Origin of the sequence: Paraburkholderia sp. WS6, from assembly GCF_030464835.1 — a bacterium.
Taxonomy (GTDB): domain Bacteria; phylum Pseudomonadota; class Gammaproteobacteria; order Burkholderiales; family Burkholderiaceae; genus Paraburkholderia; species Paraburkholderia madseniana.
The window spans coordinates 58,520-81,750 of record NZ_JALQCK010000032.1; the positions used below are offsets into that span (position 1 = coordinate 58,520).

At 62.9% G+C, this 23,231-nt stretch carries 22 protein-coding genes; 9 read left to right on the plus strand and 13 right to left on the minus strand.

Annotated elements, in window-relative coordinates; all coding sequences use genetic code 11:
- Positions 1-21: 21 nt before the first annotated feature.
- On the plus strand, positions 22-1,296 hold the full coding sequence (locus tag M0D64_RS30640) for an MFS transporter (protein ID WP_266260526.1): 1,275 nt from the start codon (positions 22-24) through the stop codon (positions 1,294-1,296).
- A 72-nt stretch (positions 1,297-1,368) separates the two neighbouring features.
- Here M0D64_RS30640 and M0D64_RS30645 read toward each other — a convergent pair whose 3' ends face one another.
- Entirely contained in the window at positions 1,369-2,382 is a 1,014-nt protein-coding gene (locus M0D64_RS30645; protein WP_266260527.1) for a LysR family transcriptional regulator, read from the minus strand.
- Positions 2,383-2,483: 101 nt separating this feature from the next.
- Here M0D64_RS30645 and M0D64_RS30650 point away from each other — a divergent pair, with 101 nt between their 5' ends.
- From M0D64_RS30650 to M0D64_RS30675, 6 genes are all read left to right on the plus strand, one after another.
- Positions 2,484-3,560 carry an ABC transporter ATP-binding protein gene (locus M0D64_RS30650; protein WP_266260528.1) on the plus strand — a complete coding sequence of 359 codons (1,077 nt, stop codon included), beginning with the start codon at positions 2,484-2,486 and terminating at the stop codon, positions 3,558-3,560.
- Between the two features lie 78 nt (positions 3,561-3,638).
- Positions 3,639-4,352: an HAD-IA family hydrolase gene (locus tag M0D64_RS30655; RefSeq protein ID WP_154567488.1), complete on the plus strand. Its 714-nt coding sequence runs from the start codon at positions 3,639-3,641 to the stop codon at positions 4,350-4,352.
- A gap of 4 nt (positions 4,353-4,356) precedes the next feature.
- Complete coding sequence (locus tag M0D64_RS30660; protein WP_266260529.1) at positions 4,357-5,694, plus strand: FAD-binding oxidoreductase; 1,338 nt, start codon at positions 4,357-4,359, stop codon at positions 5,692-5,694.
- A gap of 38 nt (positions 5,695-5,732) precedes the next feature.
- The gene (locus M0D64_RS30665) at positions 5,733-6,599 is read left to right on the plus strand and encodes an ABC transporter permease (protein WP_233465424.1); all 867 of its coding nucleotides are present in this window, start codon (positions 5,733-5,735) and stop codon (positions 6,597-6,599) included.
- Entirely contained in the window at positions 6,596-7,390 is a 795-nt protein-coding gene (locus tag M0D64_RS30670) for an ABC transporter permease (RefSeq protein ID WP_266260530.1), read from the plus strand. The genes M0D64_RS30665 and M0D64_RS30670 overlap by 4 nt, the downstream gene beginning before the upstream one ends.
- Positions 7,391-7,412: 22 nt before the next feature.
- Positions 7,413-8,840 carry an aldehyde dehydrogenase family protein gene (locus M0D64_RS30675; protein WP_266260531.1) on the plus strand — a complete coding sequence of 476 codons (1,428 nt, stop codon included), beginning with the start codon at positions 7,413-7,415 and terminating at the stop codon, positions 8,838-8,840.
- Between the two features lie 61 nt (positions 8,841-8,901).
- Here M0D64_RS30675 and M0D64_RS30680 read toward each other — a convergent pair whose 3' ends face one another.
- From M0D64_RS30680 to M0D64_RS30705, 6 genes are all read right to left on the minus strand, one after another.
- Positions 8,902-10,590: a GMC family oxidoreductase gene (locus tag M0D64_RS30680; RefSeq protein ID WP_266260532.1), complete on the minus strand. Its 1,689-nt coding sequence runs from the start codon at positions 10,588-10,590 to the stop codon at positions 8,902-8,904.
- 94 nt (positions 10,591-10,684) lie between these two features.
- A complete protein-coding gene (locus M0D64_RS30685; RefSeq protein WP_266260533.1) occupies positions 10,685-11,743 on the minus strand; it encodes an ABC transporter substrate-binding protein in 1,059 nt (352 codons plus the stop codon).
- 184 nt (positions 11,744-11,927) lie between these two features.
- Positions 11,928-13,265 (minus strand): FAD-binding oxidoreductase, encoded by a 1,338-nt coding sequence (locus tag M0D64_RS30690; protein ID WP_266260534.1) that lies wholly within the window; start codon positions 13,263-13,265, stop codon positions 11,928-11,930.
- A 26-nt stretch (positions 13,266-13,291) separates the two neighbouring features.
- Complete coding sequence (locus tag M0D64_RS30695) at positions 13,292-14,098, minus strand: amino acid ABC transporter permease (protein ID WP_154560808.1); 807 nt, start codon at positions 14,096-14,098, stop codon at positions 13,292-13,294.
- Between the two features lie 64 nt (positions 14,099-14,162).
- The gene (locus M0D64_RS30700) at positions 14,163-14,981 is read right to left on the minus strand and encodes a transporter substrate-binding domain-containing protein (protein ID WP_200619988.1); all 819 of its coding nucleotides are present in this window, start codon (positions 14,979-14,981) and stop codon (positions 14,163-14,165) included.
- Positions 14,982-15,021: 40 nt separating this feature from the next.
- A complete protein-coding gene (locus tag M0D64_RS30705) occupies positions 15,022-16,344 on the minus strand; it encodes an FAD-binding oxidoreductase (protein WP_266260535.1) in 1,323 nt (440 codons plus the stop codon).
- Positions 16,345-16,483: 139 nt separating this feature from the next.
- Here M0D64_RS30705 and M0D64_RS30710 point away from each other — a divergent pair, with 139 nt between their 5' ends.
- Complete coding sequence (locus M0D64_RS30710) at positions 16,484-17,398, plus strand: LysR substrate-binding domain-containing protein (protein ID WP_266260536.1); 915 nt, start codon at positions 16,484-16,486, stop codon at positions 17,396-17,398.
- Between the two features lie 197 nt (positions 17,399-17,595).
- On the opposite strand, the gene M0D64_RS30715 is transcribed toward M0D64_RS30710, so the two are convergent.
- From M0D64_RS30715 to M0D64_RS30725, 3 genes are all read right to left on the minus strand, one after another.
- Positions 17,596-17,931 carry a YbjQ family protein gene (locus M0D64_RS30715; RefSeq protein ID WP_154560821.1) on the minus strand — a complete coding sequence of 112 codons (336 nt, stop codon included), beginning with the start codon at positions 17,929-17,931 and terminating at the stop codon, positions 17,596-17,598.
- A gap of 182 nt (positions 17,932-18,113) precedes the next feature.
- On the minus strand, positions 18,114-18,653 hold the full coding sequence (locus M0D64_RS30720) for a carboxymuconolactone decarboxylase family protein (protein WP_266260538.1): 540 nt from the start codon (positions 18,651-18,653) through the stop codon (positions 18,114-18,116).
- Between the two features lie 54 nt (positions 18,654-18,707).
- Positions 18,708-19,457, minus strand: a complete 750-nt coding sequence (locus tag M0D64_RS30725; RefSeq protein WP_266260539.1) for an SDR family NAD(P)-dependent oxidoreductase — start codon at positions 19,455-19,457, stop codon at positions 18,708-18,710.
- Between the two features lie 129 nt (positions 19,458-19,586).
- Here M0D64_RS30725 and M0D64_RS30730 point away from each other — a divergent pair, with 129 nt between their 5' ends.
- A complete protein-coding gene (locus M0D64_RS30730; protein ID WP_266260540.1) occupies positions 19,587-20,507 on the plus strand; it encodes a LysR family transcriptional regulator in 921 nt (306 codons plus the stop codon).
- A gap of 146 nt (positions 20,508-20,653) precedes the next feature.
- On the opposite strand, the gene M0D64_RS30735 is transcribed toward M0D64_RS30730, so the two are convergent.
- The 3 genes from M0D64_RS30735 to M0D64_RS30745 are packed head-to-tail and all read right to left on the minus strand — an operon-like array spanning position 20,654 to position 23,207.
- Positions 20,654-21,496 carry an ABC transporter substrate-binding protein gene (locus M0D64_RS30735; protein WP_266260541.1) on the minus strand — a complete coding sequence of 281 codons (843 nt, stop codon included), beginning with the start codon at positions 21,494-21,496 and terminating at the stop codon, positions 20,654-20,656.
- A gap of 59 nt (positions 21,497-21,555) precedes the next feature.
- Entirely contained in the window at positions 21,556-22,320 is a 765-nt protein-coding gene (locus M0D64_RS30740; RefSeq protein ID WP_154560802.1) for an amino acid ABC transporter ATP-binding protein, read from the minus strand.
- Between the two features lie 32 nt (positions 22,321-22,352).
- Entirely contained in the window at positions 22,353-23,207 is an 855-nt protein-coding gene (locus M0D64_RS30745) for an amino acid ABC transporter permease (RefSeq protein WP_054042937.1), read from the minus strand.
- Positions 23,208-23,231 lie beyond the last annotated feature (24 nt).

The following is a 23,231-nucleotide window of genomic DNA, read 5'->3' on the forward strand; positions in this document are numbered from 1 at the left end:
CCTACGGTGAGGACCTAAACCATGTCAACCCAGCCTCTTACGTCGTCCGGCACGATTGCGGTTTCGCAGACCCGCATTGTTGTGGCGGCCGTCATCGGCAATCTGCTCGAGTTCTTCGATTTCACGGTCTACAGCTTTTTCGCGCTGACCATCGCAAAGCTTTTCTTTCCGTCGCAAGATCCCGTCGTGTCGACGCTGCTGGCGTTATCAGCGTTCGCGATCGGTTTCGTGGCGAGGCCCGTCGGCGGCTTCGTGCTCGGCCATTACGCGGACAAGCGCGGGCGCCGGGCCGCGCTCACGCTTACGATCTTCCTGATGGCGGTCGGCTCCGCGGCGATCGGTCTCGCGCCGACCTACGAGACGATCGGCATTGCCGCGCCCGCGTTGATCGTGATAGCGCGCCTCGTGCAGGGTTTTGCGCAGGGCGGCGAGTTTGGCGCGGCCACCGCGACGCTGCTGGAAACGAGTTCCGCAAAAGGGCGAGGCTTTCGCGCAAGCTGGCAACTGGCGAGTCAGGGCGCGGCTGCGCTGCTCGGCTCGGGCATGGCTGCGTTGCTCACCTATCATTTGACCGGTCCGGAGCTGCTCGATTGGGGATGGCGCGTTCCGTTTCTGGCCGGCACGCTGATCATGCCCGTGGGCGTGTATCTGCGCCGGCATATCGTGGACGACGAGCCCGTCAAAACGGAGCACTCGCGCTTCGAACCGGCCCTCGTGCGCAAATGGTTTTTGACCGTCTTCGCGATCATGGGCATGACGGTCGCGACCTACGTGCTGATGTACTACATCCCGACCTACTCGATTCAGTATCTGAAGATGCCGCCCAAGCTGTCGATGCTGGTCTCGATTGGCGCGGCCTGCGTCTCGCTGCTCATGTGCCCGATCTGGGGCGCGCTGTCGGACCGCATGGGCCGTAGAAAGCCGCTGACCGTGTTTGGACGCGTGGTGCTGATCGCGCTGTTGTATCCCGCGTTCTGGTTGATGAACCAGTTTCCGACGCTGCCAGTCGTCACCGGTCTGATCGTCCTTTTGATGTTCTTCTATACGATGGGTTCGGCGCCCGCGTATGCGCTCATGCCGGAGAACTTCCCGAAGCATGTGCGCGCAGGCTATCTGGCAAGCGCGTATGCGGTAGCGGTGTCGGTGTTCGGCGGCACGGCGCAACTCGTCGTCGCGTGGCTCATCAAGGTGACGGGTAATACGATGGCGCCGGCATGGTACATGATCGCGTGCGTCGTCATTTCGCTCGGCGCCGTGACGATGCTCGAAGAAACCGGCGGACGCGATCTGGCCTGATTGTGTCGGGGAGTTCGGCCCTGGAAGCCAAAGCCGGCTGGAAAAACGAGTGGCGGACCTCCTGCAGCGCAATCAAGGCGTGGCTGCCTTGACCCTTCGCCCCTCATCCTGGCCCGGCCCGATCACGAGCCCCGCCTCCGCGAGCAAACGCCGCAGTCCCAGCTTCGGATAATTGCGGTCGACAGCCCGCACATCGGCACGCGTCTCCTCGATGATCCAGTCCCGCACATCCGCTGCAACCGGACGCAACGGTCGATTCTCCGGCCACACCAGACAGCAGCGCCGGTTCGTCACAATCAACTCCTCCTCCGCCGGCAGCAGCGCGCCCTCGAGAAGCCAATGCGACACAACATTGAGCCAGCCAAGCGCGACGCCCTGCCCCAACAGCGCCGCCTGCACGACGATCGCGTAGTCGTTGAAGCTCAGCATGCTCGCTACGTGCCGTCCGTGTGCCGCGAACGTGGCGAAGCGTTCATGCCAGCCGCGCTCGCCGTCGTCCATCACGATCACGGTGTCGCCGTGCTCGCGGCCCGTCTGCGTCGCGGCCGTCTCGTGATAGCGCCGGTTGCACACCGGCAGTAGCGTCTCCGGCATGACGAGTACGCTGTTCTCGCCAAGCTCGTCCTCGCGCAAAAAGCGCATGCCGAGATCCACATCGACGAGCGGCCCGCCGATTCGCCCCGAGATCAGCTGAAACCGCAAATCGACATTCGGAAACGCCTGGTTCAGCCGGCTCATGCGCGGCATCAGCCAGTGTGTCGTGAACGCGGTGGACACCGACAGCGTGACGGACTCGATGCCCGTCGCACGCGCCTCGATCTCCCGTATCGCGCCTTCTATGCCATTGAAGCCTTCCGAGATTTTCCGGTAGAGGATTTTGCCGTTCTCAGTCAGCTCGATCCCACCACGCACGCGCTCGAAAAGCCGCACGCCGAGATGGTCTTCCATGCGCGCCAGCATGCGGCTCACCGCAGGCTGACTCACATATAACTCCTGCGCCGCGCGCGTGAAGTTGCCGCAGCGCGCGGCAGCTTCGAACACGAACAGCGCATTGGCGCTCGGCAGTTTTTTGCGAAGGTTGGGCATGACCTGATGTTATGCCTTATCCAACAATTTGGGAATTGCCGTCAATAATGACGCGGCCTATATTTTCCCTAACGCAGGCCTCTACAGCGAGACAGGACGCAATGGACGCACGAGCGAAAACAGGTGTTTCGATCCGATCGGCAGCGAAACGTTATGGCCCGGTCGTGGCCCTCGACGACGTGTCGCTCGACATCGCCCCCGGCGAATTCGTCTCGCTGCTCGGTCCGTCGGGGTCGGGCAAGACCACCCTGCTCGGCATTCTCGGCGGCTTCGTGCAGCCGAGTTCGGGTGCGGTCTGGGTCGGCGAGCGCGACATTACATTTGCGCCGCCGCATAAACGGGACATCGGCATCGTCTTTCAGAACTACGCGCTCTTTCCGCACATGAGCGTCGGCGAGAACGTCGCGTTTCCGCTGCGCGCGCGCCGTCAGCCCAAAGCGACGTGGGCGAAGAAGGTCGCCGATGCGCTCGCGATGGTCGAACTCTCGGGCTACGAAAACCGCGGCATCGGTCAACTATCCGGCGGCCAGCGCCAGCGGGTGGCGCTCGCCCGCGCGATGGTCTTCGAGCCGCAACTGATCCTGATGGACGAGCCGCTCTCCGCGCTCGACAAGCAACTGCGCGAAACCATGCAGATCGAGCTGCGGCGGCTGCATCGCAAGCTCGGCGCGACGATCGTCTACGTGACGCACGATCAGCGCGAGGCGCTCACCATGAGCGACCGCGTGGCCGTGCTGAAGAACGGCCGGCTCGTGCAGATCGACACGCCTGAGCGGCTCTACGACCGTCCGTGCGACGCGTTCGTGGCGAGCTTCATCGGTGAGGCGACGCTGCTCGCCGTGACGCGCGCCGGCGACGATGCCGTGCGTCTCGGCGATACGGTTCTGCGCACCGCGCACCCGCTGCCGCGCAGCGACAAGCTGCTGCTCGCAGTGCAGACCGAGAAGCTCGTAATCGACGGCGGCGATCGGCGCGAGGGCGTGAATCGTTTGTCGTGCCACGTCACCGAGGTGCTGTACCAGGGCGAAAGCCTGCGCGTGTTCGCAACGCTCGCCGACGGCACCGCCATCAGCCTCAGGCAGCCCGGCGGCCACCACGCGCGCCGGCGCATTCCGGAACCGGGCGCGCCGATGAGCGTCGTTCTCGATCCGCAGGACACCATCGTCGTGCCTGCCTGATCTCATTCATTTTTTATCCGCCCACGCTTGGGGCACTCCCTCTCCCGTTTTCACAGCAAACTGCAAAAGGATGATTTCATGAAGCTCACCGATTTCAAGGTCCTGACGTTCGACGTCGTCGGCACACTCATCGACTTCGAGCGCGGCGTGCTCGCCTCCGTGCGACGCCTCGGCGGGCCGGCCGCGAAGGACCTGACCGACGACCAGATCTTCGAGCCGTATATGCGCGGCCGTGCGACCCATCCGGGCCGCTCGAGCCACGAAATGGCAAACGTCTACCTGTCGCTGGCGAAGGAACTCGGTCTGCCCGACGACGCGCAATCGGCCGCCGCCTTCCAGCGTGACGTGCTCGAATGGCCCGCCTTCGCGGACTCGGTCGCCGCACTCAAGCGCCTGCGCAAACACTTCCGCCTGGTTGCCATGACCAATGCGGACCGCGTCGCACTGTCGGCCTACGCGCACACGCTTGGCGATCCGTTCGACGACACGGTCTGCTGCGACGAAACCGGCGTCGCCAAGCCCGATCCGCAATTCTTCGCGTACAACCGCGGCCGTCAGGCGGCATTCGGCTACAAGTTCGGCGAGATCCTGCACACCGCGCAAAGCCAGTACCACGACATCGGCGTCGCCACGGAACTCGGCTATGCGACCTGCTGGATCGAGCGCCGTCAGGGCAAGCGTGGCTTCGGTGCCACGCCGGTGCCCGAGGCCGTCACGACGCCGACGTTCACGTTCCCGACGCTCGCCGAGCTCGCGGACGCCGTCGAAGCCGAAGCGCGCCTCGCCGCCTGAGCCGATGCTCGCGCCGACGGCACGTCCCTCGTCCCTGCCCGACTCGCTCTGGCAAGCGCTCGCTGCCGCATCGCCCGATGCGGGCGCGGCCGTTAGCGCCGGCGCGCCGCTCGCGCGCGATCTCGACGTCGAAGTCGCGGTGATCGGCGCGGGCTACTCGGGCCTCGCCGCAGCTTATGCGCTGCAAAAACGCGGCGTCGGTTGCGCCGTACTCGACGCGAACCTGGTCGGCTGGGGCGCGAGCGGGCGCAACGGCGGCGTGGTGTCGTCGAAATTCAGGCTGTCGTTTCCCACGATCGACCAGTTGCATGGTCTCGATACCGCGAAACGCATGCACCGGCTCGCGCATGAAGGCGTGCGGATCGTCGAATCGCTGGTCGACGAGTTCGGGCTCACACGGGCCCGCTTCGAGCATACGGGCAGCCTGCGCTGCGCGCACACCGAGCGCGTGCTCGCGGCGATCTGTGCCGAAGCCGACTGGGTGCGCACGAAGCTCGGCGATACGTCGATGACCGTGCAATCGCGCGCCGAAGTCGAGCACGAGACGGGGTCGAAGGGTTTCGTCGGCGGCGTGCTGAGCGCGGATGCCGGCACGATCCTGCCGCTCGAATACGTGCGCGGACTCGCGCGCGGTATGACGCTGCGCGGCGTGCCGATTTACGAATCGACGCCGGTATTGCAGATGCACCGCGCGCCCGGCGATACGCACGTGACGTTGCGCACGCCAGGCGGTACGGTGCGTGCGAAGCAGGTGATCGTTGCGACCAATGCCTATTCGGACCTCACGCCGGCCACCTCGCCGTATCAGCGCGAACTCGTGCCGTTCCGCAGCGCGATGATCGCCACCGAGCGCTTGCCCGCCGATCTCGACGCGCGCCTGATGGTCGAACGCCGCAGCTACACGGAAACGCGGCGCATGATGAAGTGGTTCCGCAAGGCGGATGGCCGCATGCTGTTCGGCGGCCGCGACGCATTCGGCAAGGAAGGCCAGACGACCGGCTTCGATGGGCTGCAGCGGGCGATGGTCGCGCTCTTCCCTGATCTCGCGGACGTGCGCGTGGCGTATCGCTGGTCGGGCTATGTCGGCATGACGTTCAATTCGCTGCCCCATGTCGGGCGCAGCGACGATGCCACGACCTTCTGTCTGGGGTATAACGGAGCAGGTGTCGCGATGGCCAGTCTGCTCGGACAGCATGCCGCCGCGCTCGCCCTCGGTGAGACGCCCGAGCTTTCGCTGCTCGGCGCGCCTGGTTTGCGGCCCGTGCCTTTTCATTCGCTGCGCGCGCCGGGTGTGAGGCTCGTCGCCGCGTGGCATCAGTTTCTCGACGCCGTAGGTGCATGATGACGACCGCCAAACGGATGCTCCAAGGACCCACATTGATGCAGGCCACCGAGTCCGATCCTGCCGCACGCTACCAGCGCCGCGAAGATCGCACGATGCTTCTCCTGATGGCGCCGGCGCTCCTCGTGATCGTCGTGCTGCTCGTCGTGCCGCTCGCCTGGCTGTCGTGGCAGTCGATCTATCACGACGGTTTCACGCTCGAGAACTATCGGCGCATGTTCTCGGGCGCCTACCTCGAAACCTTTCTGCTGACGTTCAAACTGAGCATCATCGTCACCGTCATCACGCTGGTGCTCGGCTATCCGGTGGCCTACTTCGCGGCCTCGCTGTCACCGAAGCTAAGCGCGCTAGTGCTCGGCATGGTCATCCTGCCCTTCTGGACCAGCGTACTCGTGCGCACTTATGCGTGGCTCGTGTTGCTGCAGCGCACGGGACTCGTCAACAAGGCCTTGATCGCCTCAGGCCTGATCGACCGGCCGGTGCAACTCGCCTACAACCAGTTCGGCACGATCATCGCGATGGTTCATATCCTGCTGCCGTTCATGGTGCTGCCGCTCTATTCGGCCATGCAGAAGATTCCGCCGAATCTCTCGCAGGCGGGCGCGAGTCTCGGCGGCTCGCCGCTGCATGTGTTCATGCGCGTGTTCCTGCCGCTTTCGATGAGCGGCGTGTTCGCCGGCGTCACCCTCGTGTTCGTGCTGTGTCTCGGCTTCTACATCACGCCTGAGTTGATGGGCGGCGGCAAGTCGATCATGGTGTCGATGGTGGTGAGCCGCAACGTCGAGATCTATAACAGTTGGGGCGCCGCGAGCGCGGTGAGCGTCGTGCTGCTGATCTGCGTGTTCGCGATTTTCTACGCCGCGAGCCGCGTGGTGCCACTCGAAAAGACCCTGGGCGCGAAATGACAAAGCTCTCGTTCGGACGGATCGTCCTCGGCGCGGCGGTTGTGTTGATCCTCCTGTTCCTCATGGTGCCGGTGCTGATCGTCGTGCCACTGTCGTTCTCCGACACGCGCTTCATGACCTTCCCCCCGCCCGCCTATTCGCTGCGCTGGTATCACTCGTTCTTCGACAACCCCGCGTGGATCGACGCCGCGCGCACCACGCTGACCGCCTCGATCTGCGCCGCACTGCTCGCGACGCCGCTCGGCGTGTGCGCCGCCTATGCGATTCAGAACGGCACGCATTGGATCATGCGCTATCTGCGCACGCTGCTGATGCTGCCGTTGATGGTGCCGATCATCATCGTCGCCGTGGGCGTGTTTTTCGTCTACTCGCAGGCCGGCTATGTGAATACGCTCGGCGGGCTGATTCTCGCGGATACGATGCTCGGGCTGCCGTATGTGCTGATCTCGGTCGGCGCCGATCTTCGCACCTTCGACCGCACCCAGGAGATGGTCGCCCGCAGCCTCGGCATGAATCGCTTTCGCAGCTTCATGACGGTGACGCTGCCGCAGATCAAGGCGAGCGTGATCTCGGGCGCCGTGTTCGTGTTCATTCAGGCGCTCGACGAAACGGTAGTCGCCCTCTTCGTGTCGGGCGGCTCGAACCAGACGCTGACGCGTCGCATGTTCGTCACGCTGCGTGACGAGATCGATCCGACCATCGCGGCGATCAGCACGATGCTTACGGCGCTGACGCTGTGCCTCGTGATGATCGTCGTGGTGAGCCGGCGCTCCGGCGCGGCGCGCGTCTGACCTCCTCCTACACACCTCTCGCATGATCAATACACTGAAGTTCTATATCGACGGCACGTGGGTCGAGCCGTCGGGCACGGCACGCCTGCCCGTCATCGATCCCTGCACCGAAGAAGCGTTCGCCGAAGTGGCAATGGGCACACCCGCCGATATCGATCGCGCGGTCGCCGCGGCAAAACGCGCGTTCACGTCGTTCTCGCAGACCACGCCCGCCGAGCGTCTCGCGCTGATCCGTCGCATTCTCGAGGTCTTTCTCGAACGTCACGACGAGATGGGCGACACGATCTCGCGCGAACTGGGCGCCCCGCGCGCGATGGCGCACGCATGGCAGGCCGGAATCGGACGGCGGCATCTCGACGAATTGATCCGCACGTGCGAAACGTTCGTGTGGCAACGCAAAAAAGGCACCACGCTCGTTAATCACGAACCGGTGGGCGTCGTCGCGTTGATCACGCCGTGGAACTGGCCGATCAATCAGATTGTCTGCAAGGCTGCGCCCGCTATCGCGGCCGGCTGCACGATGGTGCTGAAGCCCAGCGAAGTGACGCCGCTCAACGCATTGCTGTTCGCGGAGATCCTGGAAGCCGCAGGCGTGCCGCCGGGGGTCTTCAATCTCGTGAACGGTGATGGACCGACCGTCGGTGCGGCGCTTGCGTCGCATCCCGATGTCGACATGGTGTCGTTCACCGGCTCGACACGCGCGGGCATCGAGATCGCGAAGCTCGCGGCGCCGTCCGTCAAGCGCGTGCATCAGGAGTTGGGTGGCAAGTCGGCCAACATCCTGCTGGACGACGTCGACTTTGAAGCCGCCGTGACGGCGGGCGTCAACTCGTGCTTCAACAACAGCGGCCAGTCATGCAATGCACCGACGCGCATGCTGGTACCCGAGACGCGCCATGAGGAGGCGCTGGCGATCGCCCGGCGGGCGGCAGAAGCACATCGCGTCGGCCCTGCAGACCATGAGCGCACGACGTTGGGGCCGGTTGTCAGCAGCGTGCAATTCGAGCGCGTGGAACGGCTGATCGCGGCCGGCATCGACGAGGGCGCGCAGGTCGTGACCGGTGGCGTCGGTCGTCCGCAAGGTCTCGAACGCGGCTATTACGTGCAACCTACTGTGTTCGCGAACGTGCGTCCGTCCATGACGATCGCGCGCGAAGAGATCTTCGGACCCGTGCTCGCGATCATGCCGTATCGCGACGAAGACGATGCGATCGCGATTGCGAACGACAGTCCCTTCGGTCTCGCGGCCTATGTGCAATCCGCAGATCACGAGCGCGCCCGGCGCGTAGCGTTCAGGTTGCGGGCGGGCAGCGTGTACCTGAACTATCCGTCATGGGACGCCGGCTCGCCTTTCGGCGGCTACAAGCAGTCAGGCAATGGGCGCGAATACGCCGAGTGGGGGCTCGAGGCGTTTCTCGAAGTAAAAGGCATCGTGGGGTATGGAGACTGAGGGCAACTGAGCGCTGCGGCGGTCGACGGGCCGCTTCCGTTTTCTCAACCCGGCACGTCGCTTAGGCGCGGCCACGCAGCATATCCGCGATGCGCTCCGCGATCATGATGGTCGGAATATTCGTGTTGGCGCACGGTATCGACGGCATCAGCGACGCATCGCACACGTAAAGCCCGTTCACGCCATACACGGCGCCACGCGCATCGCAGACAGCGAGCGGATCGTCGGCGGCGCCCATCCGGCAGGTTCCCGACGGATGCCAGGTACCGCCCACCGAGCGCGTGACGAACTTCGTCAAGGCATGATCGTCGGCGAGCAGGTCGTTCAGCGTCACGCCCTGAGTGACCACGCGTCGCACGAGCCACGCGCGAAACGGACCCGCGATGTCCAGCAGCGCGCTCAGCGTGCCGCGTTGCAACGCGTTCCACGCACCCGGCACGGCCACACTTGCGACACGCGGCGAATAGCTCGAAGGCAGAAGCGTCGCGCGATGCTTCGCCATCATCGGATCAGCCAGCGTTTCAGCGCCGAAGCGCAGCGCGCCCTTCAGGCGTTCGAGGTCGCGAGCATCAGACAGCATGTTGAAATCGACTGCGGGTTCGCTATGCGGACTTGCCGACGTCAGCGTCACCCGGCCGCGCGAGTACGACTTGTTCACCCAGAAGAAGATCGTGCCGAGCCGGTAGCCAACTGAATGCCAGCCCGAACGCGACAGGATCGCACCGTGCATGTCGCCGGGCACTGTGTCGTGCATGCCCGACGAAAAGCGCACGATGGCCTGCTCGTGATGCTCGTCGGGAAACGGCGTGCGGGCGGCCCACGGCAAAACCGCGGAGACCGCGATCGACGGATGCTCCATCAGATTGCCGCCGACGCCGGCCCGGTCCGCGCGCACTTCGATACCCAGCGCGGAGAGCTCAGCGGCCGGTCCGATGCCGCTTCGCATCAGCAGCGCAGGACTGTGGATCGCACCGGCGCAGACGATTACATGCTCGGCGCGCAATTCTTCGCTGAGCCCATCCCTGCCCTCGCTGGCGACGATGCGCGCACCAACCGCGCGCGTGCCGTCGAACAGCACGCGCTCGACGAGTATCCCAGTACGAATCTGGAGGTTCGGACGGGCACGCACGGTATCGTCGAGATAGCAGACCGACGTCGGGATACGCTCGCCGGCCTCGCTCACCGCGATCGATCCGATGAACGTGCCGTCCTCCCATGCGCCGTTCTGATCGTCGCGCCGCACGTGGCCGCGCGCGGCGAGCGTGTCGAGCACCGCGCGCACGAAGGGTGAGATGCGTGCCCAGTTCGTGCGCTGGATGCGGACCGGGCCGCTCTTGCCATGCAGCTCACCGTCGAAGTCGCAATCGGATTCGAGTTTACGGAAGTACGGCAGGCAGGCGTTCCAGTTCCAGCCGTGTGCGCCTAGCGCGTCCCATTCGTCGTAATCGGCGGGCGCGCCGCGATTCGCCATCAGCGCATTGATTGCCGAGCCGCCGCCGAGCAGGCGCGCCTGTTCGTAGCGTCGTGTCGTCGCCGACATGCTCATGCGCGCCTTCAGGCGCTGCCAGATGTTCGCCGTGTCGAGATAGGCGCGGCCAGGGTACCGGCTACGCACGGCAGCAGGCATGTCCGTCTGCGAGATATTGCGGCCGGCCTCGACGAGACAGACGGTCTTGCCGGCGTCTTCGGACAGGCGCGCGGCGAGCACGCAGCCCGCCGAACCGCCGCCGAGAATCAGATAGTCGATCACGTTCGATGATTACGCGGGCGGTGAAACGTGCGGAACGGGTGAGCAAAACGTGCGCGCGAACCCGTGAGCCCGCGCGTCGGGACCGGCCTGCGCCTTACTGCATGAACTTGAGCCAGCGCGCCTTCGCCTGAATGCCGGCGTCCGAGGCCCACCACTCCTCCGACATGAGCGCCTGCTTCGCCGCATTGTCCGGCGAGCTCGGCAGCTCGCTCGCGCGTTTCGCGTCGATCTTGCCGGTCTTGAAGGCCGCCGGATTGCCTGGGCCATAGTCGATGTACAGCGGCAGGTTCGCCTGCAATTCGGGCGAGACAGCGGCGTTGACGAATTTGATCGCGTCGGCCAGGTTCGGCGCGTTCTTCAGCACGCACAACTGGGTGTTCTGCAGAATGCCATCGTTGAACGTGAAGTCGATATCGGGGTTGTCTTTACGCACGGCGCTCGCGCGGCCGTTCCAGATCATCGTCATATCGACTTCGCCGTCGTGCAGCAATTGTGCCGACTGCCCGCCCGAGGTCCACCAGACGGTCACGTCCGGCTTGATCTGTTGAAGCTTCTTGAATGCACGGTCGACATCGAGCGGATAAAGCTTATCGCGCGGCACGCCGTCTGCCAGAAGCGCGGCTTCGAGCACCGTCTGCGGATCGTTACGCAACGCGCGCGTGCCGGGGAATCCCTTCACATTCCAGAAATCGGCCCAGCTCTGCGGCACTTTCTTCAACGACTTCTTGTTGTAGCCGATGACCGTCGAATAGAACTCATAGGCGACTGAATACGGCGTGCGGTATTTCTCGGGCATCGCGGCCCCATTCGGAATCTTCGAGAAATCGAGCTTCTCCAGCAGGCCTTCGTGGCCGCCGCGCAGGCCGTTGGACGTCGGCGTATCGACCACGTCCCAGATCGGCTTGCCGGTTGCAGCCTGCGCCTTGATCTGCGGCCACGCGTCCGGGATGCTGTCCTGGTTCACGGTAATGTTCAGCAGCTTCGCAGCGGGATCGAGGATCGCCTTGGTCTGCGCTTCCTGATACGTGCCGCCTTGAGAAACAAAGGTAATCTTCCCCGCAGCAAAAACAGGCGTGAGACACGCAGGCACCAGACCCGCGACACCAAGAATCAGAACCGCCGCAAGCGGGCGCAACATGGGCTTCTTGATCACGACTTTGTCCTCGAAAGGGTTAAGCGAAAGAGATCGTGGATGTAATGCGCATTGAGGCCAATATAGTGAGTCTATTTAATGGCGACAACGCCGCAATTGTTGTGGTGCCCATGACATCATGTTATGGCAAACGCGTTACGTCGGCTTCGTAATGACCGGCTATTCCTTCTGATGAAAGATCGCCTTAGAAGCCCGCGTCGATCACGATCTTCGTTCCGTCGCTGAACCGGTTGAGGTGGAACGCATGCGGGTCGACAAGCGGCGTATCGTTCGTCACCAGATCGGCCATCAGCTTTCCGGCCGCCGGGCCGATGCCGAATCCATGCCCCGAAAAGCCGGTGCCGATAAAGAGGCCCGGCACCGCATCGACACCGGAGATCACTGGAATCGCGTCCGGCGTCACGTCCATGTAGCCCGCCCAGCGCTGCGCGATTCGCGCGTGCGCCAGATGCGGAAAGACCTTGATGAACTCGCGCAAACCGGCGTCGGTGTACCGGGTGATCGGTTCGGGATCGAGCGTGCGGACCGCTTCGAACGCGGTGGGACGGTCGAGCGCCCAATGACGCGGACGGCGCAATTCCTCGAAGAAGCGAGCGCCGATGCCGATGCGCAAAGAGCCCAACTGGCTCTTCAACGCTTCGACATATTTGAAGAACAGGCGAAAGGAATCGGGCGTGAGATCGCTATAGGTGCGGAAGCCAAAAGCGATCGTATAGCCGCCGTCGGCGCGCTTGCGAAACGCGAATTTCTTGTTACTCGCGCTACAGGTCGGGCCGCCGTCGAGCGGCTCGGTGCGAAGCACCGAGGCCTTTACCAGCAGTTGCGGTACATCGACATCCAGGTTGCCGCAGAACAACCGCGACCACGCACCACCCGCGACGACGACGCTGTTGCAACGAATCGTGCCGTGCTCGGTGACCACCGCACTGACGCGCCCTGCGCTTGTTTCGATGCCACGGGCGGCGCATGGCGTCAGAATCTTGACACCGCGTTTGCGCAACGCATTCGCGATCGCAGGTGCGGCTTTTTGCGGTTCGGCGCGGCCGTCGCCGGGTGTGTAGAGTCCGCCTTTGAACGCTTTCGTCGCGCCGGGCAAGAGTTCAGCAACGGCACGCCCGTCGACCACGCGCGTGTCGAACGTGTCGCCTGCTACGTGGCGCGCCTTGTCGAGCCATACGTGATGACTGTCCATCACGGTGTCTTCGTCGGTCATGTAGAGGATGCCGCATTGATTGAAGCCCGTGTCGATACCGAGCGTCGCATCCATTTTCCGCCACAGCTTCAGGCTTTCGATGCTCAACGCGAACTCGCGCATGTCTCGATGCGTGACGCGCACCCAACCCCAATTGCGACTCGATTGCTCGCCCGCAATATGGCCTTTCTCACATAGCGCGACCTGCAATCCCTTCTCGCTCAGATAAAGAGCTGTGCTCACACCGATAATGCCGCCGCCGATGACGACGACATCGACTTGCGCAGGCAAGGTGGCGTCGTCAGCGACCGTGTCTACTTTGGGTCCCATTGTGGCTGGTGTCCTGCCTGTGAAGACTAGTTATGTTGATCGGCAATGCCGGCCCTGACCGGCACAGTCGAACTGGCCGAAGCCTGCGCTTTGCGCTGCCGGCGTGACAATCGTGTACTGGAACTGCCGCGCGCCGGATTCGCATGACGGTTGGTCCAGCGGTCGATGTGATTGATCGCGTGCGTGAGCGGCACGGTCACAAGCAGATACACCGCACCCGCGGCCACCAGTGGCGACAGGTTCGCGGTATTCACCGACGTGTTCTGGCCGATCGTAAACAGATCGCGTTGCGAAGTCAGCAGGCCGAGAAAATAGACCAGACTCGAATCCTTGACGATCGAAATGAACTGGTTCGCAAGCGCCGGCAAGATGCGCCGCACGCCTTGCGGCACGATCACGTGGCGCATGCTGCTCCAGTATGTCATGCCGAGCGCCTGACACGCGGACAGTTGTCCGCGCCCCACGCTTTGAATGCCGGAGCGGAAAATCTCCGCGATATACGCGGACGAGATCAGCCCAAGTGCGACGATCGCAAGCGGATATGGATTGGGTCCGAAGATCGCGAGCCCCACTGGCGCGAGTCCCTGGCCGACCAGCAGGATCACGAGCGCGGCCGGCAGGCCGCGAAACACGTCGATGAACACCTGTGCGGGCAGCATCAACCAGCGTGTATGCGACACCGTCATCAACGCGAGCATCATGCCCGCGACGATCCCCAGCACGGTCGAAAACACCGATAGCACCAGCGTGTTGACGAGGCCCGTGCACAGCAACGACGGTATCGACGAGATCAGCAACGGCCAGTCGAGAAAGTTCTGCAAGAAAGCATTCATGATGTGCTCCCTGTTGAGCATCGGCAGCGGGTTCAGCCGCCGGTCCGCAGTCGGCCGAACTCAATCAGTTATCGGTCTTCATCGCGTACGGCGGCAGGCTCGCGGGCTTGGAATAACCCGGGTGGAACTGCAGGTACAGCTTCAGCCATGTTCCGTCCGCAACCAGTTCGCCGATGCACTTGTTCAGCGCTGCCTCGAGCTTGGCGTTGCCCTTGTGCACCGGGAAACCGGCTGGCAGATTGACGGCGGAGATGTCGAGCTTGTCCGCGATGTTCATTTGCGGATACTTGCCCTGCAAGCCCTCCACGAGCGTTTTATCCACGAAGTAGCCATCGATGTATTTCGAGCGCATCGCAAGGAATCCCGCGTTCAGGTTCGGAAAGCGCACGATCTGCGCACCCGGCAGGTAGCTGTCCGAATACGTGTCCTCGATGGTGCCCTGCACGACGCCGATCCGTTTGCCCTTCACCGATGATGGGTCGCTCGTGATCGTGCTGTCGGGCAAGGTTGCTACGCTCAGAAGGCCCGTCAGATAGCCCTCTGAGAAATCGACCATCTTCAGGCGTTCCTTCGTGATCGAAATCGACCCGGCGGCCAGATCGATCTGCTGGTTCGCAACGCTCGGCAGCAGTCCGCTGAAATCCTGCGCGCGGAACTCGGCGCTCAGGCCGAGCTTCGCGGCGACGGCGCGCAGCAGTTCGACGTCGAAGCCCGTCATCTTGCCGTTGTCGATATACGAATACGGCTTGTTGTTCGCATCCACGCCGGCGACCAGCTTGCCGGGCGTCAGCGTGCCGATGTCGTCGGCACGGGCGTTGCCGTGCAACGCGAGCGATAGAGGCACGACAACCGCAAAGAGGCTGAGAAGATGGCGAAAACGCATGATGTTAGCTCCGTCGAAAGGACCTGCGATGGGAAGTCTGTCAAGAAAGCGCGGCGCGCGCGCGGCCGCTCCAGAAATCGTCGAACGCATAGAGCGCCGTGCCGACCGGCACGCTCAGGCGGCTCGCCATGCCGGCCGGGCTGACCGGAAACGTGCCCTCACCGAATGCGCCCGCCTGCGCATCGAGTCCGAGCATGGATCTCACGACTCGCGAGCCCAGATAGCTCATCAGCGCGACACCGTTGCCGTTGCAGCCGAGCGCGTAGTGAATGCCGTCCTGTTCACCGATATGCGCGAGCTTGTCACCCGTCATCGCGACGTAGCCCTTCCACGCGTGCGTGATGCGCACGTCGCGCAGTGCGGGCCACAACTCGATCATCTTCGCGTGCAGCATCCTTGCCGCTTCACGTTCGCTCACCTCGCGGATGGCGGGGCGCGACCCGAACAGCATTCGCGTGCCGTCGGGCGATGGCCTTGTGTAGAACAGATTGCGTTTCGAATCGCTGATCATGCGCCGCCCCGGATTCAGCACGGCCATCAGTCCGGGCGGCAGCGGCTCCGTCGCGATCTGGTAACTCGCGACCGGCAGCACGCGCCGCGCGAAGAACGGCAGCAGCCGTCCGGTGTAGCCGTTGGTCGCGACCAGCACATGCTTCGCGTCGATTATTCCTCGCGTTGCATGAACCCGAAAACTCGCGCCATTGCGTTCGATTCGTTCCACTCCCGCATGTGAATGCAAAGTCGCGCCGCAACGCCGCGCTAGATCTCGCAGCGCGCGATGATATTTGGCCGTATGCAGACCACCGTATTCATCGACGAGAATCCCGCCGTAGTAGTAGTCGGAGCCGATCACCGTATGCTGCTCCGCGCGCGGCACGACATGCACCGTCACGCCGGTCTTCTCGCGCAAGAGGTCGCCCTGGCGCCGCAAACGATCGAAGTGGCGCGGCGTGAATGCGCCGAAGAAACGGCCGGTGATCTGCAGATCGGCGTCGAGCGACTCCTCGGCGACAAGGCGCTTCAGGTAATCGAAGCTCGCCATCGACTCGCGCATCAGCCGTCCCAGCCGCTCTGCCGATACGCCACGAATCGCATTGGTCAGCGCGAGTTTCTGTCCGCTCGACACCATGCCGCCGCTGCGCGTGCTGCCGCCCGCCCCGATCTCTGCGGCGTCGAGCACGGCGACGCTCGCGCCGAGGCGCGCTGCAACCGCAGCCGCCGACAAGCCGCAATAGCCGCTGCCGACGATCACCACGTCGACGCCGGACGGCAGCGCGTCACGGGCCGTCTCGGGCGGCGCGGCGTCCCACCAGTACGGGGTCACGCGAAAATCGTCGTGAAGCAGCAGGGCATCGGAGCGCATCGTCTATGGCCGGTAAGAAGATGCAAGCCAGTCTAGGTTTTCGTCGACCATCCGGTCAAATACGACCAAAAACGTCTGCCATTCAAATTTGGTATGGCAAGCTGGGAGCCGGATCAACGAAGGCAGACGAGGCAAAAGGATGAATCAGCGGCAAATCGAAGCGTTCAGGCTGGTCATGTTGCGCGGCTCGATGACCGCCGCCGCCGAGGAACTTGGCACGTCGCAGCCGAGCATCAGCCGGTTGATTGCGGAACTGGAGACATCGACGGGATTGGCGCTGTTCACGCGCAATGGCGGACGGATTCAGGCCACAGACGCGGGGAGCGCGTTTTACCGCGAAGTGGACCGGAGTTTTGTGGGCCTAGAGAAACTTGCGCATTCCGCGCGTGAAATCCGCCAGTTCGGCAGTGGCCGTCTGCGGCTCGTCGCGGCGCCGGTGCTGGCGTTGTCGTTCATCCCGATGGTGATCGAGCGTTTTCTTGCCGTCTATCCACGCATCGCGATATCGCTGGAAATGCGCAGCGAAGGCACGATCCAGCGTTGGGCCTCGGCGGCCTATTGCGATATCGGCTTTGCTACGACTACGCCCGATGCATTTGGTGTGACGAGCGCCGAGTTATATCGGCTACCCGGCGTGTGTGCGCTACCGGCCGGGCATCCGCTGACTGCGCGCAAACGTATCCATGCAGGCGATCTGCGTAACGAAAGGTTGGTTCTGCCTTCGTATGCGGACGACACACGTTCGTCGCTGGATCGTGTGTTGCGTCAGGCGGAAGTCAATCAGGTGCCGACTATCGAAACGCCATACGGTGCGACGATTTGCGCGATGGTGTCGCGCGGGTTGGGAATCGGCATCGTGAATCCGCTTGCGACTTTCGATGCCAATCCCACGAAGATCCAGTTTCGGCCGTTTTCACCGGACGTCGTGTTTCGGGGATTCACCGTTTGTCCGCAGCTTCAGTACACAAATCCGATCGTTGATAGTTTTCTTAAGATGGCCGACGACACGATGGTGCTTGAAGCAAAGCACGCCTCCAAACCCGCGCGACATTAAAGCTTCAATGACACCACGCGGAAAATAGTCCAGCCGGCCGCCCTGAACCATGTCGAACACCGTCTCATACGGAACCGTCCCTATGTTCAGATCGGCTGCTCTCATGATCTTTGTGTCGATCCAGCCAAGCCCCTGACCACCCGTCAATGCCTTCAGATCATGTGGTCATGTTCTCAGCCCTGATCGGCACGCGCTCTTCAAACCAGCAACGTCGTGTGGACCGCCGTCCCATAGCACAACACCTCTGTGATGCCTCTCGCTATCTCGGTTGCGTCGTACCGCATGCCGATGATGCCGTTTGCGCCAAGGTCCGCAGCCTGCGCAATCATTCGGTCATATGCATCCTGCCGCGCTCGCTCACACAGCGAGGTGTAAAGCGTGATGTTGCCTCCAAAAATCGTCTGCAGCGATGCGCCAAGTGCACCAACGACGGATCGGGACCGAACGATGATCCCGCGAGCGACGCCGAATGAGCGCTCTATCCTGTGTCCCGGAAGGTCAAACGCTGTCGTCACCATGTGTCGTTCTATCATCGTCTTCTCCGTGTTCAATTGATCGCTTGCGTTTCATCGGGCGTGCTTTCAAGGCGCTTTATTGTAGCTAAGCGCCTGATTGGCGTGCCGGGATCGCTGACTGGATAGATATACGGTAACACTCCAGTCAGCCGGGCAATGCGGACATCTTATGAGCACCGTGCCTTGCCCGGCTGCAACCATCAGGCAGCGAGTTGCGGCGCAGCGGGGAAGTCCATCGGTACGCGCGTCGTTGCGTGCAGATAGTTCGTGACGGTCTTGTCGCCGATCACGACGATCGTGTCGACCAGATTGGCCTTGGTCCAACCCGCAGTGAAGAACGCATCCAAAAGCGCCTGATCTGCGTGCCCGCGGTTGACCGCGATGTTCTTCACCAGGCGCGCGAGCGCATCGAACTTCGCGTCGAAACTTGCCTTGCCACCGCGGATTTCGAGAATCTGTTCGTCGGTGAAGCCGTTCATCTTGCCGATCATGGTGTGTGCGGCCAGACAGTATTCACAGCCGTTGACCTGGCTCACGACGAGGTTCACGATTTCGCGCGCCTTGCCGGTGATACTGCTCTTCGCGTTCTGGAACGCGAGGTAGTTGCCGAGCGCATGCTCCGAATGGGCGAGCGTCGCGTACAGGTTGGGTACTGTGCCGAGACTGCTCTTGAGCTTGTCGAAGATGGCCTGGTTAGCCGGGGAAACTTCGTCGCGCGTCGGGACATTGATGGTGGTCATGGTGATGCTCCTGAGTAGAAAAGATGAATAAAGCCAGGTGGAAAAACTCGTGCGTTATTGCGCGGTATAGGCGCCGTCGACTGCAATGTTCTGTCCGGTGAGGTAGCGCGCCTTGTCGCTCGCAAGGAAGACGATGGTCTGGGCGATTTCATCCGGGGTCGCGGCGCGTCGCGCCGGTATCGTCGCGAGGAAACCGGCCTTGCCCTCCTCGCTCCCGCCGGCAAAACGGTCGAGCATTTCGGTCGCGACAGGACCCGGCGCCACGGCGTTGACGCGCACGCCTGCGGCAGCGCCTTCGAGCGCCGCGCTCTTCGTGAGACCTTCGACCGCATGCTTGCTGGCTGCGTAGACGGACGCACCCGCAATACCGACCTGACCCGCGATCGATGAGAGATTGATGATGGAGCCCGCGCCCTGCGCCAGCATCACGCGCATTTCGTGCTTGAGCGACAGCAGCGTGCCGAGCACGTTGACTGAGAACGTGTCTTCGTAGTTGGCTGCCGTCTGCTCGACGATGGGCGCCAGTTGACCTTCCGTGCCGGCGTTGTTGACCGCCACGTCGAGGCGCCCGAAACGCTCGACGGTCTGCTCGACGACGCTGCGTACTTCGGCTTCGAAGCGCACATCGGCGCGCAGGAATTCGGCTTCGGCGCCAAGCGCACGCAATTCGGCGGCAAGCGCATGACCTGCCTCTTCGCGCCGGCCGCTGACAACCACGCGGTTTCCTTCGCGAGCAAAAGCAAGAGCGGTAGCGCGGCCGATGCCGGTCAGCGCGCCAGTGATAAGAACGACGGGTGAGTTCATGTCCGTACTCCTTGGGGTGGGTTGCATCGAATCGCGTTTGCGATGACTGCACTTTGACTGATTCCAGATTGAGGATATAGATGGTGTATGCTCATATAACTGATTCCATTCAGGAATATATTGAGCAAAATGGACAAGCTGCAGGCAATGAAGACGTTCGTGCGCGTGGTGGAGGCCGGCAGCTTTTCCGCGGTCGCGCACGAGGCCGACACGACGCAAAGCGCAGTGAGCAAACAGGTCGCGGCACTCGAGCGCGAGCTGGGCGCGCGGCTGCTGACGCGAACCACGCGTTCGCTTGCGCTGACCGAAGAAGGTGAACACTATTTCGAACAGGCGCGGCGCCTGGTCGCGGAAATCGCGGAGGCCGAAGGCGCGCTGCGGCGCGGCGAACAGCAACTGACGGGCTGGCTGCGGATCGCGGCTTCAGTCGGCTTCGGGCGCCTCAAACTCATGCCATTGGTTCAGTCGTTTCTGGCAGAGCATCCTGGCGTGAAGATCGACCTGCGCCTGAGCGATGGTTTTGTCGATCTCGTGGAACAGGGGATCGACGTCGCGGTGCGGCTCGGCGATCTGCCGGACAGCAGCCTCATCGCGCGTCGCGTGGGAACGGCCCAGCGAATGTTGATGGCGCATCGCAGCTACGTGCGCTCACTGCCCAAAGGAACGAAAGCGCCACGCGCCCCCGACGACTTGAGTGGGCACAACTGCATCGTCTACACCGAACTGGCGATGCGCAACGCGTGGCGTTTTACGGCAGGACCCGGCGCGACAGATCCGGTGGGAACCACGCGCATCGTGCGGGTCGAAGGTAATCTGCAAACCAACAGCAGCGAGGTCATGCGGGCCTCGGTGCTCGCGGGTATGGGTATCGGCTATTCGCCGACGTGGCTGTTCGATGACGAGTTAGCCAGTGGCGAAGTGCAGCGGATGTTGCCGGATTGGGAGACGATCCCCATCCCGATCCATCTGGTGAGCCCACTGGAGCGCCGGCATTCGGCGAAGGTCAAAGCGTTTGCCGAACATGTCGGCAAGGCGATGGCCCGGAGCTGAAAGTCGACGCCAAGCACTGGCAGAAAACGCTCAGCGGCTTGGAAGCGCACAAGCCCGCTACGATGGGCCGCTGGCTCGGGGAGCCAGCGGCGCGGGCAGACCATCTGTCGAGCGTGATGACGGTCTGAGCGAGGCTTACACCCGTATCAGGTGCCGGCGTTAACGAGCGCCTTCGGCACGGCGTGTTGCTGCAAACCCCATTTCGCCAGGATCTTCTGGTAAGTGCCGTCGGCGATCAGTTGGTTGAACGCATTGGTCAACGCCGTATTGAGCGCCGCGTTGTCCTTCGACATACCGAGCGCGGTGTACTGCGACAGGAATGGCTGGCCGATCGGCGCGTACGCGTTCTGCTCAATCGAGTTCTGGTACGGCAAAGTTTCGCCGCCCTGCACCGCCGCATCGATCCGGTTCTGGCGCAACTGCATGCGCGCGTCCGACGAGCCGTCCGTACCGACTACCTTGACGGGCGGCTTACCTGCCTTCACGCAATGCTCATCGCTCCACTTCGCGGCATCGTTCACAAACGATGTGCGGCGGCTCGTTCCGACGGTCTTGCCACACAACGCATCCATCGTCGCGAACTCTCCCGCACGCGCCTTCATCGTGTAGAACTGCGGACCGGTTGTGATGTAGTCGAGGAAGTTCACCGCCCCGCGGCGCTCGGGAAGATCGGTCATGCCCGACAGGATCACGTCGACGCGCTTCGTCGTCAGCGCGCTCATCATCTGGTCGAAGCTGGTTTCCTGCCATTCGAGCTTGACGCCGAGCTTCGCGGCGAGCGCTTCGCCGAGATCGACGTCGAAGCCCATCAGCTTGTCGGTGGCCGGGTCCTTGTATTCGAACGGCGGATAGTTCGGCACGATCGCCGCGACGAGCGTGCTCTTGCCAATTGACGGAGCCGTAGTTTGCGCATGGGACAACGGGGCATGCAATGCAACGATACCAACCGCCAGTGTGAACCACTCACGAAAACGAAGGGACGTGTTCATAAAAACTCGCTTGCTAGAAGAATTGGGAAAGCGGGTCCCAACCAGGACCACGCTTGTGATCAGGAAAGCACAGCCGAGATGAAATCCTGCGTACGTTTATGTTTTGGCTGCCCGAGCACCTGATCAGGCGTGCCGGTTTCCACCACCTGCCCCTGATCCATGAAGACCACCCGGTTGGCCACCTCGCGTGCAAAGCCCAGTTCATGCGTCACCACGATCATCGTCATGCCGCTCTTCGCCAGGTCACGCATCACCGCCAGCACCTCGCCCACGAGTTCAGGATCCAACGCCGAGGTTGGCTCATCGAACAGCATCAGTTGCGGATGCATCGCCAGTGCACGTGCAATCGCCACCCGTTGCTGCTGTCCACCGGACAGTTCCACCGGAAATGCATCGCACTTGTGAGCGAGTCCTACCCGCTTGAGCAACGAACGCGCCTCTTCTTCCGCCTCCGCGCGCCGCCGCTTGAGCACCTGCACCGGACCTTCGATCACGTTCTCCAGCACCGTCTTGTGCGGGAACAGGTTGAATTTCTGGAACACCATGCCGGTCGCCAGACGCTGGCGCGCCACCTGCCGCTCCGACAGTTCGTGCAGCCGGTTGCCTACCCGCCGGTAGCCCGCCAGTTCGCCGTTCACCCACAGCGCCCCGTCGTTAATCTTCTCCAACTGGTTGATACATCGCAGGAACGTGCTCTTGCCCGAGCCCGACGGCCCGATCACGCACAGCACTTCGCCTTTGGCCACATCCAGCGTGATGCCCTGCAGCGCTTTGAACTCGCCATATGACTTGCGCACGTCGACCGCGCGAACGATTGAATTCATTTCGGCTCCTTGTCCTGTCGTCACCGGCGCCTTCATTGCCGGCCCGATGCACGTCCCGCCCCGCGGGCGTAGTGCCGCTCTACCCGCGACTGCGCGAACGACAGCACCGTCACCACCACCAGATACCAGACCCCGGCCACCATCAGCAGCTCGATCACCCGTGCATTCGCGTAGTAGATGTTCTCGGCGTTGTGCAGCATCTCCGCGTACTGGATCACGCTCGCGAGTGACGTCAGCTTCACCATCCCCACCAGCTCGTTGCCGATCGGCGGCACGATCACCCGCATCGCCTGCGGCAGAATCACCCGGCGCAGCGCCTGCAGCCGCGGCATGCCGATCGACTTGGCCGCTTCATACTGACCCGTGTCCACCGACAGCAGCCCCGCGCGCACCACTTCCGAGGTGTACGCCCCCTGGTTGATCCCTAGACCCAGCAACGCCGCGAGGAACGGCGTCATGACGTCCACCGTGCGAAATTCGAACAGGCCCGGGATGCCCATCGACGGAAACACCAGCGCCAGGTTGAACCACAGCAGCAGTTGCAGGATCACCGGTGTGCCGCGAAACAGCCACACATAGCCTTGCGCGACTGCTTGCAACACCGGATTGGGCGACAGCCGCATGATCGCGGTAATCACGCCGAGCACCACGCCCAGCACCATCGCCAGCACCGTCATCACGATCGTGTTGACGAGGCCGTTCAGGATCGAACGCGCCGTCAGGAAGCGCGCGACGTAACGCCATTCGATCTGGCCGTGTGCGAACGCCAGCACCACGTACCCAATCAACGCGATGATCGCCGCCGAGGCCACATAACGACCCCAGTAGCGGCGCCGCACATGTTCCAGATGCGAAATGTCGGTGACGTCTTCACTCATCTCTGTCATCTGCTTCTGAGCCTCCGCGGGCAG